Source organism: Streptococcus cristatus (assembly GCF_003943505.1).
Classification (GTDB): domain Bacteria; phylum Bacillota; class Bacilli; order Lactobacillales; family Streptococcaceae; genus Streptococcus; species Streptococcus cristatus_E.
The window spans coordinates 18,130-37,860 of record NZ_RJPS01000009.1 but is presented as its reverse complement, the minus strand read 5'-3'; the positions used below and the strand labels follow the sequence as shown (position 1 = coordinate 37,860).

The window sequence follows — 19,731 nt, the reverse complement described above, 5'->3', positions numbered from 1 at the left end:
AGCACTACTCAACTGTGCGGAGGTGGGACGACGAAATCGAATTCTAACGAATTACCGATTTCTGTCCCACTCTCTGTGGTTGATAACTATATTATTTACGACGTCCTGGACGTTCTCCGTAACCATAGTAGGCATCTGCCATGATTTCTTCCATGTCAGCTACCATTGGCAAGCGTGGGTTTGCAGGTGAACATTGATCTTCATAAGCAAGTAAAGCGATTTCATGCAAGCTGTCTTTCCAAGCTTTTTCATCGATTCCTTGGTCTTTGAAGTTCATCTTGATACCTACTGCAACACCAAGTTCGTAAACAGCTTTAGCGTATGCTTCAACTGCTTCTTCTGGAGTTGAGTGAGGCAAACCAAGCATTTTCGCGATGTCTTGGAATTTCTCATCAGCTTTCCAGTAGTTGTATTTAGGCCATGTAGTAGTCTTAGATGGACGAGTACCATTGTAACGGATGACGTATGGAAGCAAGATTGCGTTTGTACGTCCGTGAACAGTGTGGTGAACACCACCGATCTTGTGGGCCATTGAGTGGCTCATACCAAGGAAGGCATTGGCAAAGGCCATACCTGCCATTGTAGACGCATTATGCATTTTCTCACGTGCTTCTGGGTCAGCTGTCTTAACAGATTTTTCCAACCATTCAAAGACAAGTTTGATTGTTTGAAGCGCAATACCGTCTGTGTAGTCGTTAGCGAAGTTTGAAGTATAGGCTTCAGTCGCATGAGTCAAGACGTCCATACCAGTATCAGCAGCGATAAAGTCTGGAACGGATTCAACCAAAGCAGGGTCAACAATCGCAATAGTTGGTGTCAATGAGTAGTCAGCCAATGGGTATTTGCGGTTGTTTTTCTTGTCAGAGATAACGGCAAACGGTGTTACTTCTGAACCTGTACCTGAAGTCGTTGGGATACCGATGTACTTCGCTTTCTTACCAAGTGATGGGAAGCGGAAGGCACGTTTACGGATATCCATGAATTTTTGAACCAAGTCACGGAAGTCGATTTCTGGTTGCTCGTAGAAGAGCCACATTACTTTAGCCGCGTCCATTGGAGAACCACCACCAAGAGCAATGATTGTGTCTGGTTCAAATGCTTTCATCACTTCAGCACCACGTTCTACAGTTGTGATGTCTGGATCTGGTTCAACATCTGAGAAGACTTGGATAGTGACACGGTTGCTACGTGCGTTCAATTGATCGATCACACGTTGAACAAAGCCAAGCTTTTCGATAGATTTATCAGTAACGATCATAACGCGTTCAATATCTTCACATGTTTGAAGGTATTGGATAGAGTTGCGCTCGAAGTAAATTTTTGAAGGAACTTTAAACCATTGCATATTATTTCTACGTTTCCCTACTTTCTTGATGTTTAGAAGGTTAATAGCGCTCACATTATCACCAACTGAATTGCGTCCGTATGAACCACATCCAAGTGTCAAGGATGGAATGAAGGCATTATATACGTCCCCGATACCACCGAAAGTAGATGGAGAGTTCCAGATGATCCGCATAGCTTTGATTTCAGTACCAAAGCGTTTAGCAAGAGCGTCGTCTTTTGTATGGATAGCTGCTGAGTGACCAAGTCCGTTAAATTCAACCATTTGACGAGCTTTTTTAAGACCGTCTTCTCTATCTTCAGCTTTCAAGACAGCGATCACTGGTGAAAGTTTTTCGCGAGTCAATGGCTCATTTGGACCTACTTCCGCACATTCTGCAGCCAAAATGTTTGTACCTTCTGGTACTTTAAAGCCTGCTTGTTCTGCAATCCATGCAGCTGGCTTACCAACGATGCTTGCGTTTAGTTTAGCACCAGCACAGTTTTTGCTGTTTGCTTTAGCGCCAAAGCAGAATTCTTCAAGAAGAGCTTTTTCTTTTTTGTTTACAAAATAAGTGTGGTATGACTTGAATTCCTCTACAAATTCGTCATAAACTTCCTTGTCAATAATCACCGCTTGCTCAGATGCGCAGACCATACCATTGTCAAATGATTTAGACATTACGATATCATGAGCTGCTTGGCGAAGGTCAGCAGATTTTTCGATGTAAGCTGGTACGTTTCCGGCACCAACCCCAAGAGCTGGTTTTCCGCAAGAGTAGGCAGCCTTAACCATGGCATTACCACCAGTTGCAAGGATTGTTGCAATACCATCATGGTTCATCAAAGCTGCTGTTGCTTCCATAGATGGTTCTGTAATCCATTGCACACAGTTTTCTGGTGCGCCAGCTGCGATAGCTGCGTCACGAACGATTTGCGCTGCGTGAGCAGATGATTCTTGAGCAGATGGGTGGAAGGCAAAAACGATTGGGTTACGTGTCTTCAAGGCAATCAATGCTTTGAAAATTGCTGTTGATGTTGGGTTAGTCGTTGGAGTGATACCACAAACAACTCCGACAGGCTCAGCAATCTTAGTCAAACCAGTAACAGGATCATCTTCGATAACACCAGCAGTTTTAACACCGCGCATATTGTTGACAACGTGCTCACAGGCAAAAAGGTTTTTCGTTGCCTTGTCTTCAAATACACCGCGACCAGTTTCTTCAACTGCATGTTGAGCAAGGATCCCGTGCGCATCAAGAGCTGCAACTGAAGCTTTTGCTACGATGTAATCTACTTGCTCTTGATTTAGTTTTCTCATTTCTTCAAGAGCTAGGAGACCTTTTTGCACAAGCTCGTCAACATGTTTTTCAGCCGCTAGCACTTTATCTTCTTGTTCAACAATTTTCTTCTTATCAGCCATTATAGTCCTCCAATGGTTTCTGCCAAAAGGTTAAATGAAGACTTTAACCTTTGTTAATTATTTCACAATATAATTATACTCTATTCCCACAAATTTGTAAACACTTTCAACAAAAGTTCACAAACTTTTTATGGATTATTTTTTAAACACTGATATTTCAGGCTTTTTTACAAAAGTCTCCATATTATTTTCGAAAATTTCACATACTTTTCTCTAAAAATGTGTTAGCGCTTTCTTTTTTGTTATAAAATGAGCTCGGCTAAATAACCGAGCTAGTTTTATGGCTTAACACTGCCACTTGAAGCGGCAGCCAAGGCTTCTTTCAACATGTTAGAGTAGAGTTTACCCCCCTCTGCCATTGACTCTGAATCTGCCCCATAATGGACATAGTCTGTTCCAATCCAAATCTGCGGATTATTAATCGCGACCTGATACCAGTCTGCTACATATACAAAATCGTATTTCTTAGCAAGTTCAAGTTCGTATTGGCGCATCTTAACAGGAATACTACTTGGATCATTGGCTGTCCGGCCATCATATGGCGTGACTAAAATCAAGCGATGGCCTTTTGGCAAGAGCTCTATATACTGATCCAGCAATTCTTCATAATTGTCAACCGGATTGGTTCCCAATGCCAAAACGACGTTTTGAAGCAGTGTTTGGTTAGCAATATCGTTCTTGAAAAATTCCAAACCAGACACTAAATTACGGCTAACCACTGCATCGACTTGAGCGTCAGGTATAGCCTCTTGGATCCATTCAGCGGAGCGCAAAGTGACAGAATCACCGATAACAGTCGTTCCCTCTGCCACGTTATAATTTGTCGCAGTTTTTTGGTCTGCGTGCTTACGGGTTGTCTGCATTTTCGTATCGGATTGGTTCAAAGAATTGACAATCAGGCTTTCCTCAAAGGCACCAACAGACGGAGCTGTGATGGTGATAATAAGCAAGATAAATGTCAGCGGAATGAAACTGTAGAAAATCGGCTTGGTGATGGAGCTTAAATCCATCTCCTTGCCTAAAATCTGAGGCTTCCGCCCTGCCAAAGTCGGCTCTAACACATAGAATGAAAGAGCTGCGAAGCCAAAACTCAAGATTGTAGTTAAAAGGACGGCTCCACCATTGCCCATCAATTGACTAAAAATGATGTAAAAAGGCCAATGGAAGAGGTAGACACCATAGCTAGTATCTGCAACAAAATTGAGAAGGCCAGGTTCCTTTATATTTGGCAATTTATCGTGCAAGATACGGGTTGCTGCTATCATGACACAAGCCAGGAGCGTTGAAATCAAGAAACCAAATAAATAAGTCCACAAGCTGTCAAACTTCAAAATAAAGCTGAGCAAGATGAGAAGAATAAAACTGCCAGCTAGAGCCATCAAGACTTGCTTGACTTCGACCTTTTCTTCCAGTTTCTTCATCTGAACACCCACATTTCCGACTCCAGAGAAAGTCGCTAGCACCGTTCCCGCAAAGAAAGGAAAGACGTGGGTCAGGCTTGAGAAATAAATATTGGAGTAATTCTTGCTAAAAAAGGCTCCGATAAACATAGCCAAGAAGCTGAACAAAAATAGAGCAGCCGAACTCAGAGAAATCAGCCCCCGATACTGAGCAACTGACTTGCTGATCTTACTAATACCCCAAGCAGCCAAGCCCCAGAGGATATAGTAATGCACTTCCAGTGCCAAGCTCCAAGTGTGAACCAGCAAATGCGGTACAAACTGGCTTTCATAACTGCCACCCGACATCATTTCATAAAAATTGGTCACAAAGCCCAGAGCAGCTGCAATCTGCGTCCCGATACCTGCTACAAAGTCCCGACGGATCAATAAAGTAAAGGGCATGATGATCAAAATCATAAAAACGAGCGGAGGAACGATACGATAAAAGCGCCGTTTCAGAAAGCCCATAATATCAATCGTCCGACTTCTTGTAAACTCATCAATCAATAATGAAGTAATCAAAAATCCTGAAAAAGTGAAAAAGATGTCCACTCCAATAAAACCTCCAGGAAAAACTCCCTGAAAGTAATGATAGAGTAACACCAAGACCAGTCCAGTAATCCGAACCAGTGAAAACCATCTAATGCGCATTTTGATAAATTCCTTGCTTGAACGTTCCTTCATAGACGACATTACTTTCTGTCTTCAGTTTTCCTTTACCATTGGCCTGACCGTTGGCAAATTCACCTTCATATTTCCAACCAGCCTTCGATGTAAAAGTACCCTTACCATCAAAAGTCCCATTTTTGAAATGCCCTTTATAGCTATCCCCATTTTTAAAAGTCAGGGTACCTTCGCCGTTCATCTTTCCGTGAACTAGACTGCCCTCATATTTTATCTTACCTTGATCCAGCGTCAGCACACCCTTACCAGGGATATTAGAGGTAAACACTAAAATTGCTGACAATGCAATTACCGTCACAGCCAAGATTTCTAGATTCTGACGGGTCAGATAGATTTTATATTTATCGTAAAATTCTTTTATTTTATCCATTTTTCATCCATTTAAGCGCTCTAGCCACTTGTGGCAACCAGCCAAAATCAGGTCATAAGTCTCATCGAAATCACCTGTGTACCAAGGATCCGGCACACCGAGATCAGCAAACTGGTAGATTTTATCCTGACAATCCACTGGCGCCATTTTCTTCAAATCTCGAATATTGGCTTCATCCATGCCGATGATATAGTCAAATTCTGCAAAATCTTGCGCTGAAATCTGCTGAGAACTTTTTCCTTTGTCATAAGAAATCGCATGTTTCTTAAAAATAGCCTGAGTCCCCTGATGTATAGGGTTGCCATGTTCCCAACTAGATGTCGCTCGACTCTCGATGTGTAGGTCATCGGTCAGACTTTTCATTACAAACTCTGCCATCGGACTGCGACAGATATTTCCTAAACAAACAAATACAATTTTCTTCATAGATCTATTATACCAGAATAAAAAGAAAACTGTGGAGCTTTCTTGATTATTCTGTGACAGCGGAAGCAGGCTCTGAAAAACCGCTAATTATGCCGTTAGCTTTTGTGTCTGAGTTTCAGAGTGCAGGTCATTTAGGCGGTAAGCCACTCAATCTAGCTTGCACCAGATTCAACTTTACTTTTCTTCAGAAAGAGTTTCAAAACTTAATTGTGGCCATTTAGCCTGCCAGTTTTTCTTGCTAAGTCTTTCCATATAAAGCTTCTTTCGCTCTGCATCCGCCAAAAAATGTGGTGTCGGCCGCACCTGAAATGCTCGAATATCTGCCAAGCCATAGGGCGCAAAAAGCTCTAGCTTGTCATTTTCCAGCAATCGAAGACCGATAGCCGTGCAGCACTCAGGATACTTGCTCATGGCATCTTTCGAGCTAGTATAGGGCCGGGTGTTGGGACTATGAATATGCATATAAACTTGATTTTTTAGCTCCCAAGAATAAGCGGGAAAAGCTTTTCTCAGCTCCATCTCCAGCTGCAAAGTTTTCTCATAGGACACAGTTGGATCAAAGAATATGACATCCACATCTGTTTCAGCATCAAAGCCCGACTTGCCAGACAAGATATTCCAGATAAAATTTCTGATACTGCCCGCAGCCAGCCAAGAATCCTTCAATTCTAGGCTGCGGATAACCTCCAAAATCGCTCGGATATCCTGATCCTGACCCAGTCTCTCTAAAATCTCCAGATCGGTCATCATTCCTTCATATACTCATATCCTAGATGCTCATAGGCTTTACGAGTCGCCACGCGCCCAGTCCGAGTCCGCATGACAAAGCCTTTCTGAATCAGGTAAGGCTCATACATGTCCTCCACCGTTTCGCGCTCCTCAGCAATATTGACTGAAAGTGTCCCCAGCCCCACTGGACCGCCACCATAAACTTCAATCATGGTTCGTAGGATTTTCTGATCCACATAGTCCAGCCCTTCTCGATCCACGTCCAGCATAGATAAGGCCTTGTCTGTGATCTGAGCATCAACCAGACCATCCCCCATAATCTGGGCGTAGTCCCGCACCCGCTTGAGCAGACGATTGGCAATCCGCGGTGTGCCTCGGCTACGAAGAGCCAACTCTCGAGCAGCCTCGTGGGTAATATCCATTTCAAAAATCTCTGCCGTCCGCTCGACGATTTCCGTCAGGTCGCTGGCTTCATAATACTCCATATGACCAGTAATCCCAAAACGAGCCCGCAGAGGATTAGATAGCATGCCTGCCCGAGTGGTCGCTCCAATCAGCGTGAAAGGCGGCAATTCCAGATGGACGCTGCGACTGGTCTCACCAGTCCCAATCATAATGTCAATGTAAAAGTCCTCCATGGCGCTGTAGAGCACTTCCTCTACTGCCATGGGCAAACGGTGAATTTCATCGATAAAAAGGACATCACCTGGCTCCAAATCATTTAAAATCGCAACCAAATCACCAGGCTTTTCAATGACTGGGCCAGAAGTCTGCTTGATATTCACACCGAGTTCATTGGCGATGACGAGGGCCATGGTCGTCTTTCCTAGACCCGGAGGTCCAAAAAGCAAGGCATGATCCAAGGCCTCATCCCGCAATTTAGCCGCTTCAATAAAAATCTTCAGCTGATCCTTGACCTTGTCTTGGCCAATATATTCTCGTAAATACTGTGGACGAAGAGTACGTTCTACTAGCTCCTCATCCCCCATTAATTCATTATCTAAAATTCTACTCATAGGACTATTATAGCAAAAAATAGGGCAGAGGAAGCAATCCAACCCGCTTCTGAATACAAAAAAAGCCACCGAATTTGGTGGCTCTTATGGGAGATTATTATGAAAAAGTTTTAGGATTTCTATCAAATAAAGTTAGGAGGTCTTCATTTGATGGTATTAGTATAACGTCCTTATCTTAAAATTTGCTTAAAGAAAAAATATTTTTTAAAAAATAAAATACTTTTAGATATCTTAGTAAGATGATACAAACTAATATGAATTGTTCAGTCTGATTAAAATAGCCTCTATTTCATTGACTGTCTCAAAAACTCATGATACAATGAAAAAAATCGAAAAGGAGATTTTAGATATGAACAACCTTAAAAAGAAAACTTATCGGAATACACCAGCCTTTATGTTTATGGCTTGGGGCTCATTCGCCTTCTTTGTGACTCTTGTTCTCGTCGGACTCTATACTTTGAAAGAACCTTTGATGGTTAAAGGATACTATCTCATGGGTTCTGTCGGACTGATTTCTTCTTCATTCACTCTTGCAAAAGTTATCCGTGATAACCAAGAAGACGAAGAACGTTACAATCAATTTTTCCAACCACAAGACTTAGATAACCAATAAAATAAATAGTAAGAACGGCAGAGGGGGAATCTGCCGTTTTCTTGTATCTGAGGCTAGTATCGCCATGTGAGATACACTTCAAATGAAGCAAGTTTGCCGTTTATCTCACTCCTGCGAAATAAACGGTGGTGCTGGTGAAGAGGCTTCCTGCCTTGAGAATGACCTGATCTTTCAAGTCACTATGAATCGCATCAGGCAAGGCCTGTGCCTCCAATGCCAGACCATTATGCTGAATCATTGGCTGTCCATTGATGATGACTGACTCATCGACAAAATTTGCCGAATAAGTCACGACACAAGGAGCATCCGTACGGAAAGTCAGATAGCGTCCTGAGGCCGCATCATAAAGACATCCTGCCTCTTCCTGCTCTTTATCCAGAGCAAATGGATGATCCAGCCCTGACACGACCTGAATTTGCTCGTCTTGGTCTGCAAAAATTTCTTTCAGTGCCAGACCTTTTTGTAGGCCTTTGACAAAGCCGCGATTCGCATCCACTTCTTTTGCTGGCACGCCGTCAGGAGCAATCGGATACACCCCTTTGGTATGCAGCTGGAGGACATGCTGATCAATCGGCTGACTAAAATTACCTGACAGATTGAAATAGCTGTGGTTGGTCGGATTAACCAGACTATCCTGATCTGTCTGGACTTGATAGGAAATCTCAATCTCCCCTTTTTCCGATAAGGAATAGGAAATCCAGATTTTCAAATTTCCGGGGAAGCCGCCCGTCCCATCTAGGCGCTCTGTATAAAATGTGACGCCCTCGTTTGTGACTTCCTCTGTCTGGAAAAGCACGCCATCCCAGCCAGTAGAGCCACTGTGGTTACAATTCTGACCATTATTGACTTCCAGCTGGTAGGACTGCCCATTCAACTCAAAGCTAGCCTTCGCAATCCGTCCCGCAACCGGTCCCACGCTGGCACCATGCTTGGGACTATTGCCAACATAATCCTCAAAACGATCAAAGCCTAGAATAATATTGGCAAAATCACCATTTTTATCCGGCGTCCGATATTCTAAAATCGTTGCGCCATAGTTCATGACCTTGAAGCGATAGCCTAGCTTATTTTCAAAGGTGTAGACTAGGACATCCTGTCCTTTAAAAGTACCAAAAATAGATTCTTGATAAGATTTCATACAATCTCCCTCTGTCTCGAGTCTGGGACAAAAGTCCTAGCCTCTCAATTGTCTTTGGATTGTCGAGCAAGACGCAGGGGTTGAGTGGGCTCTACTACGCTGATCTCATCAGCTTTTACAGCCCTACCCAACTGTGCGGAGGTGGGACGACGAAATCGAATTCTAACGAATTACCGATTTCTGTCCCACTCTCTTTCTTGACTTAGTCAAGGGACAAGGATGGAATATCATCTTATTTACCTGAAAGTCTTTTTTATAACTAGCTTTCCCATGACTAATGTTTGACTTTTCCATATTTAGCTTTCTACTGCTGGAAAGGGTGGATGATAACTCCCTGAACGACCCGATTGACCGTTCCTGTCGGAGACGGTGTATCTGGTCGATTTTTCACTTTCAAAGAAGTCAAGAGAGAGAAGAGCTGAGCATACACAATATAAGGGAAGGCTCGATAGCTATCTTCCAAGATGTCACTTTCAAGAACCACCTGCTCAACATTCTCCAAGTCTTCTCTGCGCTCTGTAAAGAAGACCACCTTGCGAGCAATCTGATCTCCTGCCACTTCACGCACCAAATCCAAGTCGTAACGTTTGGTGTACTCGTCTTTTGAGCCAAATACCAGCACAAGCGTCTCTTCGTTGATCAAAGATTTTGGTCCATGGCGGAAGCCAACTGGGCTTTCATACATGGTCGCAACCCTCCCAGCGGTCAACTCCAAAATTTTCAGCTGAGCTTCGTGCGCCAAACCAAAGAAAGGTCCTGCTCCAAGGTAGATGACCCGGTTAAAGTCTAATTCTGTCAAAGCCTGAACATCAGCTACATCTGCCAAAACCTTTTGGCTCAAGGCAATCAACTCAGCTACTCTTGCTTCTTTTTGAGCCAAATCTACTGGATCAAAAACCATAAGAGCTGTCAACATCATAGAGGTGAAGCTAGAAGTCATGGCAAAGCCAGCATCATTTGATGGAGCTGGTTGCAATAAGAGGAGATTCCGCTCATCACCATGTGCCTGCTGAGCTAGTCTTCCTTCTGCAGCACAGGTAATGGTCACTTGATAAAGCTCATCAACCAACTGCTTGGCTAAGTCCACTGTCGCAACACTTTCTGGCGAATTGCCACTGCGGGCAAAAGAAACGAGAACCGTTGGAATCTCCTTGTGCAGATGCACCTCAGGACCAGCCACAATATCAGTCGTCGCAACCGAATTAAAATTCCATTTGCGCTCATCATAAAGCTTTCTAAAATACGGCAATAGCGTATCGCCTACATAGGCCGAAGTTCCTGCACCTGTAAAGATCACTTTTACATAATCATGCTTTTCTTCGATACCTTTCAGAAAAGCAACGACTTGGTCAGCTTGAGCCTTGTAATGATTAAAAGCTGTCTGCCAAACATCTGGCTGTTGGTAGATTTCACGCGTCGTGATTTCTGCACCTAATTCAACCAGTTTCTCTTTTGAATAATCTAGCATGGTACTCCTTTCAAAATAAACATCGATATATTAGTTATTTGCTTTTAAAAGAGGGAATGGGAAAATTCCCCACTCCCCTTCATTTTTTTCCTTACAAAACAGTCCTACTCATCCTCATCATCTGATAAGCCTGCTAAGATATCATTAACCTTAACGATATTTTCGACTGCATTTTTCGGATAGTCAACATCAGCTCCTGTCAGAGAAGCATTGAGAAACTCAATCACCATCGGCAGATTCATGCCGGCGTACAAGTCAATATCCTTACCTTCTAAAATAAGGCGACTGACTACATTACATGGTGTGCCTCCCAAAAGATCTGCAAAGACAACATAGTCTTCAAAATCCTTGACCGTATCTAAAAACTTAGCTGTGAAATCATCTGGTCCCTCCTCTGGTAACAAGGCAACGGCATGAATATCCGCTTGAGGTCCCATAATCATCTCAGTGGTTGTTTTCAACTCTTCACAAAAGCGACCATGACTAATCAAAATTAATTGCTTGCTCATAATTTACACCATTATGCCATTCCAAAGAAGAAGTGACCAAACGCTGAGAACGCAATCGCTGCAAGAATGATGAGCAAGATAGCTTTTGTAGAGTTCATACCCTTACGTCCAAGCAACCAGAAGATTACACCTGTGATGATAGCTGGTACCAAGCGTGGGAAGACCAAGTTAAGCATGTCTTGGATATCGATAGCTTTTTTCCCGATGTGTGGAGCCCAAGAAACTTCAACACCAATCATGCTGGCAATCAGGGCACCAACCATGAAGACACCAAGTACAGATGCAGCATCAATCAAAGCTGTCAAAGTACTTTGCATATTGTTGACAAGGTTAACCCCTTCTTTATAGGCAAATTCCAATTGTTTCCAACGGAAAATATCGTAAGCAACCGCAACAGCAATCCATAGGAAGATACCGGCTGGGTTTCCTGCAACAGCCAAAGTTGCTGCGATTGAACCCATAATAGCTGGCACCAATGATCCAAAGATTGAGTCTCCAAGAGGAGCGAATGGCCCCATGAGACCTGTCTTGATACCATTGACCGCATCTTTTGATTTCACACCATCTTTTTCTTCCAAAGCAAGATCAAAACCAGTGATAATAGTGTGGAAGAATGGTGAAGTATTGAAGAATTGCGTATGCAATTTCATCATTTCTTTCAGTTCAGGTGTACCGTCTCCATACATTTTGCGCAATTGTGGCAAAATCATGTAAAGGTAACCAGAAGCCTGCATACGCTCATAGTTCCAACCCAATTGGAAGGTAAACAAGCTACGTTTGTTAATCTGTTTAAAATCTTCTTTTGTTAGTTTGTAATTAGAATTCGTCATCTTCAATTTCCCCGCTTTCTGATTCAGTTACTGGAGCAGCTACGACTGTACGTTGGCTGTTTTTGAAGTGTTGTACTGCAAGGAAGACACCAATGATGGCGATACCAATCATAGATACACTCTTGAAGTTGTTAACAAAAGTAATAGCTTGTTCTTTTGGAAGTTTAGAGAACACTTCAGAACCAACAATGCTAGACACTGCAGCACCAAGGCTTTGAACATTACTGTAAAGCACTGTCAACATAGCTGTCAAGCCAAATCCAAGTGCCAAATAGTGAAGGTTGCGTTTCACTGGAAGATAACGAAGCAAGATTGCAAATCCAAGACCTGGAAGCATTTGACCTGCAAGTTTCAAACCGTTTGCCAACCATTGTACATTACCGAGACCTGTAACAACAGTTTCTACAAAAGCTCCACCAAAGGCAAGGGCAAAGAAGACTGGGAGGGCACGAGAAAGAGCCCAAGGAATCGCACCAAGAAGATAGTTGCGTTCGATGCCTTTGTAGTCAAAGCGTTCAATCGCAGCATCCACACGGTGAGCGAAGTAAGTTGTCGTCATACGACCAAGAATATCAAAGTATGTCAACAAAGTTGCTACTGGCACAGCGATTGTAGCAATAGCAAGCTCTGGATCAAGACCTTGAGCTACTGAGAAGGCAGTCGCAAGAACCGCACCAGAAGTAGCGTCAATACGAGAAGCACCACCGAAGGTACCAACACCGAGTACCACCAATTGAAGGTTGGCACCAATCAATAAACCTGTAGGTAAATCTCCCATGATGAGACCTGTGATAAATCCAGCAAATACAGGTGAACCTGCTGAAGAAACGATCGTCAACTCATCGCAGATTTGATAAGCTGAGTACAGAGTGAGTAGTAAAATTTGCCACCATTGTATCATGACAATGACCTCCTAAAAATTTTTCCTTATTTTAACAAATTCATAAAATCCGCGACCGGATCATTTGGAACCATCTGAGCTGTCAGCTTCACCCCTTTTTCATGCAACTTTTGGAAAGCTTCCACATCCGCATCAACCACATTGATAGAGCGAGTGATGGGACGAGTTTCGTCTGACTGAGACATATTTCCGACATTCAGTGTTTCCAGTGGAACTCCAGCTTCTACCAAACGAAGGAAACGGTCTGGTTTACGAGCGACGATAAAGAGTCGTTGTGAGTCATACTTACCAGCCAAGATGTTTTCTGCTGCTTTAGCAATTGGCAAAATGCTAAGCTTCACTCCTGGCGGCGTTGCCAACTTGAGTCCGCTCTTTTCGATAGCATTTTCAGCTACCTCATCGTCAATCACCATAATGCGTGAAATGTTGAGCTTGGTAGTCCAGAGATTGGCTACCTGTCCATGGATCAAACGTCCATCGATACGTGCACCTACGATTGTCATAAATTTTCCCCCTTTATTGTTTTAAATGTAGGTTGGTTAACTAAGTTAATTGATTCTTCATATTCCCCTTCCGTTTCAAAAATGATGATTCGGTTATGTCCTTCTTTCAGAAGGCTATGCGGAATATAAAGCGATAAGGTTGGTCCGACATTCCAGAAACGGCCGATGTTGACGCCATTTACAAAGGCAAGGCCCTTTCCAAAACCGGACAAGTCTAAATAAGCATCTTTAAGCGCTTTCATTTTGAAGTCAAAAGCGTAGAAAGCTGGTTGCTCTGGCTGCCATCCTTTTGAAAAATCGATGTTTTCTGTGTTTTCAAAAGAAAGTGGATACTGTTGCCAATTCAGCAAGAAGTGCAAATCCTTGCAAACACCCGTCCGAATCCCTTTTCGCTGGGTATCTGCCAATAACTTATGCCCGTAGTTGACCCGCCCCATGTTTTCCATCAGAATGTCAATACGGTGGGTGGCTTTCTTTTCCCCAGCAACAAAGATATCTTGACCAATCTCTGCTTGATACTGGGTTTCCATAAGCTTGCCGTCCACAAAAAGCTGCATCCGGTCTCGCCCGTCAATCACCCGAATTTTTTCCTCATCCGCATCCCAGCTGGCTTCGGTACGGTAAAGTAAATAGCCATAGCCCTGTCCCAAATCCTCCATTTTTACAGGATAGAGACTCTCCACTGGCTGGGCCAAATCAGCTAATGTTTCAAACAAACCCACTTTCTCACTCAGAGCAATATCTCTCAATTCAAAAGATTCTTTTGTGAGCGGTTTCATTTGTAGGTACTCAGGATAGTAGGTCTCCATCATTTTTTGCACTGCAAAATATTTCGGAGTTGGATTTCCCTGTTCATCGAGCAGGGCATCATAATCATACGAGGTCACCTGTGGTAAATCCGTCACACCTCTGGCTGAGCAGCCATTCATGAAGCCAAAATTGGTGCCGCCATGAAACATATAGAGGTTGATAGAGCCTTGTTTCAGAACCTCATGGACAGCTTGAGCCAGTTCCTCAGGATCCCTTTTGATAATTGGCTCTTTCCAACGATTGAACCAACCATCCCAAAACTCCATACACATGAGCGGCCATTTTTTGCCATGCTCATCAAAGAATTCCTGCATCTGGGCAAAATTATAGTCTGCCTTGGAGCCAAAATTTCCTGTAACAAATAAATCTTCCTCAATCAGCGTGCCGGCTCTCAGCGTGGCCCGCCAAGGACCATCCGATGTAAAGAGCGGACAATCAACACCTCGATCCAACATCATCTGCCGAATCGCTCTCAGGTAGTCTTTATCCTCCCCGTAAGAGCCATATTCATTTTCCACTTGCATCATGAGGATATTCCCACCCTTGTCCAAGAGCCTTGGAACCAAGCGAGGAAGCAACTCATCATAGTAGTCTGCAACAGCCTGAAGATAAGGAGTGTCAGAAGAACGGATTCTCATATCCTCCGTCAAGAGCCAGGCTGGCATGCCGCCAAATTCCCACTCCGCACAGATAAAGGGCGAAGGGCGAACGATGGCATACAAGCCTAAATCTTGAGCAATCTGAAGAAACTTCTCAATATCTAAAATTCCCTGAAAGTCAAACTGGCCTTTCTTTGGCTCGTGCATGTTCCAAGGAACATAGGTCTCAACTGTATTGAAGCCTAGGGCTTTAAGATTGTAAAGCGAGTGATACCAGTCTTCCGGCTGAATCCGGAAATAGTGAATCGCTCCCGATAAAATCTTAAACTCCTGACCATCCAAGTAGAAAGAAGAGCCTATTTCAAATCTCTTCATCTCCCCATTCCTCCTAGATTTAAAACGCTTTCATTTTTTTGTTAATATTAATATAATAAACTTTTACATAAATGTCAACATTTTTTTTTAAAATATGTTAAAATCAATATAGAGAGGGATAAAAAAAGAGAGGTGAGCACAATGGCTATTCCTAAATATCAACAAATCAAAGATGACTTGAAACAACAAATCATTTCTGGTAACTTTGAAAACGGTGATAGATTCTACACAGAAGCTGAGTTAATCAAGATGTTCAACGTCAGTTCCATCACCGTTGTCCGCGCTTTGAACGAACTTGCGAATGATGGCTACATCATCCGTCAGCAAGGAAAGGGAACGTTTGTTTCACGTGCAAGAAAACACAAACGTGTGGAATTCTCTGATATCGAAACTTTCCCTATCCAAAAGGATAAGGTGACTGTTCTGTCTATCAAACGCGGAAATGAATTGAAAATCTTGGACAAACTAGAACTAACTCCGTCCCAGTTCTACTACAAGATTGACCGTATCAGAAGGACCGGCGATAAAGTCTATATTTATCACCAAACCTACATTCCTGAACAGTATATCAATCCAAACTATCCAGATTTGGACTACTACAGCTCGATCTACAATCGCTTCAAGACGGATTATCACATCCACATGAATGATGAGTATTTCGAAGAAATCAACGAAATCGTCTTTCCAACGCCAAAAGAGATTGCCAAGACCTTGGAAATTGATCCAAACTTTCCAACTGTGCATCAAGTCAAGATCACAAAACTGGAAAATACTGGACAAATCCTAGAGTACAGCGAAACCTACAAGCGTGGCGATTTCTTCAAAATCAAATTTATTTCTTCTAGTCGCGATCACTAATCTGAAAAACGATGGTTCTTATGAGCTGTCGTTTTTCATTTCCCGACCAACTAGCCTATCTTTATTATAAACCTATCTATACCAATTTGCAAGGTATTTAAACGATTTTTGTTTAATAAACATCAAAAAATGACAGAAAATAAACAGTATTTTTTAATTTCGTATAGTTTTTTACTATTCTAGGATTGAAAACCAACAAAAACGGAACTTTTATAATACATTCGAGAATAATAAAAAAGAGAGGCTGGGACAAAAGTCCTAGCCTCTCAATTGTCTTTGGATTGTCGAGCAAGACAAGACGCAGTGGTTGAGTGGGCTCTACTAGGCTGATTTCATCAGCTTTTACAGCCCTACTCAACTGTGCGGAGGTGGGACGACGAAATCGAATTCTAACGAATTAGCGATTTCTGTCCCACTCTCATCTTTTTTTGTTTAATCTAAGCCCACGCGCTTGAAGATTTCATCTACGCGTTTTGTATAGTAAACTGGGTTGAAGATTTCATCGATCTCTTCCTGAGTCAGACGAGAAGTGACTTCTGGGTCCGCTTCGAGCAAAGGCTTGAAGTCCACTTGATTGTCCCAAGACTGGGCAGTCTTTGGCTGCACCAAGTCATAAGCCTGCTCCCGCGTCATGCCTTTTTCAATCAAGGTCAACATAGCCCGCTGGCTGAAGATAAGACCAAAGGTTGAGTTCATGTTCCGCTTCATGTTTTCTGGGAAGACGGTCAGGTTCTTGACGATATTACCGAAGCGGTTGAGCATATAGTCGATGAGGATAGTCGTGTCCGGAGCGATAATCCGCTCAGCAGAAGAATGGGAAATGTCGCGCTCATGCCAGAGAGAGACATTCTCAAAGGCTGTCACCATGTGACCACGAATGACACGCGCTAGACCAGTCATGTTTTCAGAACCGATTGGGTTGCGTTTGTGAGGCATTGCTGATGAACCCTTTTGCCCCTTAGCGAAGAATTCTTCCACCTCGCGCTGCTCAGATTTTTGCAGACCACGGATCTCAGTCGCCATGCGCTCGATAGAAGTTGCAATGCTAGCAAGAACCGCAAAGTACTCAGCGTGAAGGTCACGAGGAAGGACCTGTGTCGAGATTTCTTGAGCACGGATACCAAGCTTGTCGCAGACGTATTGCTCTACGAATGGTGGGATGTTGGCAAAGTTACCAACCGCACCAGAGATTTTACCAGCTTCTACACCAGCAGCTGCATGCTCAAAACGCTCGATATTGCGCTTCATTTCGCTGTACCAAGTCGCCAATTTAAGACCAAAGGTTGTAGGCTCCGCATGCACACCGTGGGTACGACCCATCATGATAGTGAACTTATGCTCCCGCGCCCGCTCTGCAATGATGTCAGTGAAGCGACGCAGATCCTCACGGATGATGTCATTGGCCTGCTTGTAGAGGTAGCCGTAGGCCGTATCTACCACGTCGGTCGAGGTCAGGCCATAGTGGACCCACTTGCGCTCTTCACCCAGCGTCTCAGAAACCGCTCGCGTAAAGGCCACCACATCGTGGCGCGTCTCCTGCTCAATCTCTAAGATGCGGTCAATGTCAAAGCCCGCCTTTTTACGAATCAAGGCCACATCTTCCTTGGGAATCTCACCCAACTCAGCCCAGGCCTCATCAGCCAGAATCTCTACCTCCAGCCAAGCCTTGTACTTATTTTCCTCAGTCCAAATGTTCGCCATTTCGGGGCGAGAGTAACGGTTGATCATTGTTTGTTATTCCTTTCTTTTGTTTAAAGTTTCAGTTCAAGGAAGTCCGTAGCCGGTATTTAGTTTTGGTAAATACGTGGGCCCTTGTTTCTTTCTTTTTTTATTTTAATTAAGTAATTGATTCAAATCTTCTAAAATATTGTAATTCATATTATTATAATTATTAATAATCAGATTACGTGAATTTTGATACTCTATCCAAAATGATTCATTTATTTCTGATAGACTACTATTTAATAACTGTGTAATTACTGATACAAGTTGATTTATATTCAAATTTTGTTCTAAGGCTGAAACTCCAAATTGTAATTTAGCGATTGCTAAACAAAATGCCCAATCATCAATTGATAACGTAAATTTTATATTATTACAATCTATTTTTGATAAGACAAATGAGAATACTAGCAAACTCCAAATATTATTCGTGTTAATTGTCCAAGAATCACCTTTATTTTTAAAGTCTTTAATAATATTACTAAAAGACTTATAAATAACTGAAACTACATTATCTGCATATTGAATTAATTCATCAACATGGCTTCCCTCGGAAATACGTACATCTAATGATGCGGTTTCTAATTCACTCAGTATAACTTTATCTATACTACAAATTGGATCTAAAATAATCGAACTATTCTCATCAATTCTACCCTGTTTGATTAGTTGTACTAATAGCTCTCCTAAGGCAGTTAAATTTATTAAGTTACTAATTTTGCGATCTTGAGTATAAGCCCCTTTATATAAAATCGAATTTGATATTTGAGAAATAGATTGATTATCTTTAATTAATTTCTTTATTCTTGAGTCAAGAAATTTAAATTGGGAATCCTGTCGAATCAATTTTCGAAATTGCCTCAATGTTGTTCGTAAAGCTCTCTCACGCTCCTTTAAATCCGATTTGTTGATATTCGTAGCTTTTAAAAATAGATTTTCAATCTGCAAAAAGCCATCATATTTCAACAAAGAGTTTACCATTTCATAAAAATATGCTAGATTTTTATCACGAAATTCAAAACCTAAAATGCTAATAACTAATTCTGTAGCAATATAAAAATACTTATCGTATATATTTACATAGAAATGCCTACTATCTAAATAATTAGAAATAAAATCTTCCAATGCTCTGTTATTCATCTCTTCGTTTTTAAAGAGATCATTTCCTTTTATTTCATTTTTCTCATCCTGAAGAGATTCATGTTCTAACTTAAATTGGGAATATTGGCTTAATAGAAGAGGTTCTTCTGATTCATCTGTAATAACACCACCATATACAAAATAATCTTGTTGCCCAATATTGAATTTTCCATTTTTTTCAGCAATACCGCCTGTATTACCAGATTCATCAAGATATACTTTTTTCATCAATTTCCTTCCCCTCACTCAAACTCCTCTTTCCCAATCCACACTGATGGATAGTGATCTAGTGTATTCAAGTCCGTATCTATCGGCAAATCATAAATTGCTAAATAGTTTTCGGGGTATTGAGCAACTAGCTCTTCATACTTGGCCTTCACTTTTTCGTGATTGTTACTAGCATACAAGACTTCTACGACAGCTCCAGTCTTCTCTTTTTCCAAAAAAGCATTAACGATGATTTGAATCATAGATTTTCTCCATTAAATTCTAAAAATTTTCTTCTTCCTCAGAATCTTCGTAAACACAAAATTCAATTGAAAGTTTTATGGGGCGACTTGTTAATCCACAGCTCTCTATATATTCATAGACCTCGTCATCATCGCGCGTATGCTCTATAACCAGTCGATTGTTTGTTATCTCTACAATATGAATGCCTTCTGCATCCGGAATTTCTGGAATGACTACATCATCCGCATAAGTAAATATTAGAGTAGTAATATCATCTTCAAATACATCATCAAATTCTTCTATCATTTTAAAAATCAATCTCCTCCCCAAACTCAACCACACTATCCGACACATCACTAAACAAAGTTACATGCCCTACCTACGGTTGTTCTTGTCTTCTAT

19 protein-coding genes and 1 pseudogene are annotated in these 19,731 nt (G+C 42.1%); 2 read left to right on the top strand and 18 right to left on the bottom strand.

Annotated elements, in window-relative coordinates; all coding sequences use genetic code 11:
• Positions 1-91: 91 nt before the first annotated feature.
• From adhE to ruvB, 6 genes are all read right to left on the bottom strand, one after another.
• Positions 92-2,746 carry a bifunctional acetaldehyde-CoA/alcohol dehydrogenase gene (gene adhE, locus D8792_RS08330; RefSeq protein WP_125373655.1) on the bottom strand — a complete coding sequence of 885 codons (2,655 nt, stop codon included), beginning with the start codon at positions 2,744-2,746 and terminating at the stop codon, positions 92-94.
• A gap of 278 nt (positions 2,747-3,024) precedes the next feature.
• Positions 3,025-4,839, bottom strand: a complete 1,815-nt coding sequence (locus D8792_RS08325) for an acyltransferase family protein (protein ID WP_125373687.1) — start codon at positions 4,837-4,839, stop codon at positions 3,025-3,027.
• Positions 4,829-5,242 carry an MORN repeat-containing protein gene (locus D8792_RS08320; protein ID WP_125373654.1) on the bottom strand — a complete coding sequence of 138 codons (414 nt, stop codon included), beginning with the start codon at positions 5,240-5,242 and terminating at the stop codon, positions 4,829-4,831. The genes D8792_RS08325 and D8792_RS08320 overlap by 11 nt, the downstream gene beginning before the upstream one ends.
• Positions 5,243-5,245: 3 nt before the next feature.
• Entirely contained in the window at positions 5,246-5,668 is a 423-nt protein-coding gene (locus D8792_RS08315) for a low molecular weight protein-tyrosine-phosphatase (RefSeq protein ID WP_125373653.1), read from the bottom strand.
• Between the two features lie 174 nt (positions 5,669-5,842).
• On the bottom strand, positions 5,843-6,418 hold the full coding sequence (locus tag D8792_RS08310) for a nucleotidyltransferase family protein (protein WP_125373652.1): 576 nt from the start codon (positions 6,416-6,418) through the stop codon (positions 5,843-5,845).
• Entirely contained in the window at positions 6,415-7,413 is a 999-nt protein-coding gene (gene ruvB, locus D8792_RS08305; protein ID WP_125373651.1) for a Holliday junction branch migration DNA helicase RuvB, read from the bottom strand. Before ruvB ends, D8792_RS08310 begins: the two co-directional genes overlap by 4 nt.
• 349 nt (positions 7,414-7,762) lie before the next feature.
• On the opposite strand from ruvB, the gene D8792_RS08300 reads away from it, so the two are divergent.
• On the top strand, positions 7,763-8,026 hold the full coding sequence (locus D8792_RS08300) for a YiaA/YiaB family inner membrane protein (RefSeq protein ID WP_179856134.1): 264 nt from the start codon (positions 7,763-7,765) through the stop codon (positions 8,024-8,026).
• A gap of 100 nt (positions 8,027-8,126) precedes the next feature.
• On the opposite strand, the gene D8792_RS08295 is transcribed toward D8792_RS08300, so the two are convergent.
• The 7 genes from D8792_RS08295 to D8792_RS08265 all read right to left on the bottom strand — a co-directional run bounded on the left by D8792_RS08295 (position 8,127) and on the right by D8792_RS08265 (position 15,159).
• On the bottom strand, positions 8,127-9,164 hold the full coding sequence (locus tag D8792_RS08295; protein WP_125373650.1) for an aldose epimerase family protein: 1,038 nt from the start codon (positions 9,162-9,164) through the stop codon (positions 8,127-8,129).
• A 304-nt stretch (positions 9,165-9,468) separates the two neighbouring features.
• Positions 9,469-10,632 carry an SIS domain-containing protein gene (locus D8792_RS08290; RefSeq protein ID WP_125371689.1) on the bottom strand — a complete coding sequence of 388 codons (1,164 nt, stop codon included), beginning with the start codon at positions 10,630-10,632 and terminating at the stop codon, positions 9,469-9,471.
• A 104-nt stretch (positions 10,633-10,736) separates the two neighbouring features.
• A complete protein-coding gene (locus D8792_RS08285) occupies positions 10,737-11,141 on the bottom strand; it encodes a PTS sugar transporter subunit IIA (protein WP_045498328.1) in 405 nt (134 codons plus the stop codon).
• A gap of 11 nt (positions 11,142-11,152) precedes the next feature.
• Positions 11,153-11,971, bottom strand: a complete 819-nt coding sequence (locus tag D8792_RS08280) for a PTS system mannose/fructose/sorbose family transporter subunit IID (RefSeq protein WP_125371663.1) — start codon at positions 11,969-11,971, stop codon at positions 11,153-11,155.
• Positions 11,958-12,872 (bottom strand): PTS mannose/fructose/sorbose/N-acetylgalactosamine transporter subunit IIC, encoded by a 915-nt coding sequence (locus D8792_RS08275; RefSeq protein ID WP_045498332.1) that lies wholly within the window; start codon positions 12,870-12,872, stop codon positions 11,958-11,960. Before D8792_RS08275 ends, D8792_RS08280 begins: the two co-directional genes overlap by 14 nt.
• 26 nt (positions 12,873-12,898) lie before the next feature.
• On the bottom strand, positions 12,899-13,375 hold the full coding sequence (locus D8792_RS08270) for a PTS sugar transporter subunit IIB (RefSeq protein WP_005591342.1): 477 nt from the start codon (positions 13,373-13,375) through the stop codon (positions 12,899-12,901).
• Positions 13,372-15,159, bottom strand: a complete 1,788-nt coding sequence (locus tag D8792_RS08265) for a glycoside hydrolase family 35 protein (RefSeq protein WP_125373649.1) — start codon at positions 15,157-15,159, stop codon at positions 13,372-13,374. Before D8792_RS08265 ends, D8792_RS08270 begins: the two co-directional genes overlap by 4 nt.
• Before the next feature lie 141 nt (positions 15,160-15,300).
• Here D8792_RS08265 and agaR point away from each other — a divergent pair, with 141 nt between their 5' ends.
• Positions 15,301-16,017 carry a transcriptional regulator AgaR gene (gene agaR / locus D8792_RS08260; protein WP_125373648.1) on the top strand — a complete coding sequence of 239 codons (717 nt, stop codon included), beginning with the start codon at positions 15,301-15,303 and terminating at the stop codon, positions 16,015-16,017.
• A 432-nt stretch (positions 16,018-16,449) separates the two neighbouring features.
• Here agaR and purB read toward each other — a convergent pair whose 3' ends face one another.
• From purB to D8792_RS11740, 5 genes and pseudogenes are all read right to left on the bottom strand, one after another.
• Complete coding sequence (gene purB / locus D8792_RS08250; protein WP_125373647.1) at positions 16,450-17,745, bottom strand: adenylosuccinate lyase; 1,296 nt, start codon at positions 17,743-17,745, stop codon at positions 16,450-16,452.
• 105 nt (positions 17,746-17,850) lie between these two features.
• On the bottom strand, positions 17,851-19,107 hold the full coding sequence (locus D8792_RS08245) for a DUF3800 domain-containing protein (RefSeq protein WP_125373646.1): 1,257 nt from the start codon (positions 19,105-19,107) through the stop codon (positions 17,851-17,853).
• A gap of 14 nt (positions 19,108-19,121) precedes the next feature.
• On the bottom strand, positions 19,122-19,349 hold the full coding sequence (locus D8792_RS08240; protein ID WP_125373645.1) for a phosphoribosylaminoimidazole carboxylase: 228 nt from the start codon (positions 19,347-19,349) through the stop codon (positions 19,122-19,124).
• Between the two features lie 19 nt (positions 19,350-19,368).
• Positions 19,369-19,635 carry a hypothetical protein gene (locus D8792_RS08235; RefSeq protein ID WP_125373644.1) on the bottom strand — a complete coding sequence of 89 codons (267 nt, stop codon included), beginning with the start codon at positions 19,633-19,635 and terminating at the stop codon, positions 19,369-19,371.
• Position 19,636: 1 nt separating this feature from the next.
• Positions 19,637-19,731: pseudogene (locus D8792_RS11740) on the bottom strand (phosphoribosylaminoimidazole carboxylase); the annotation flags it as partial.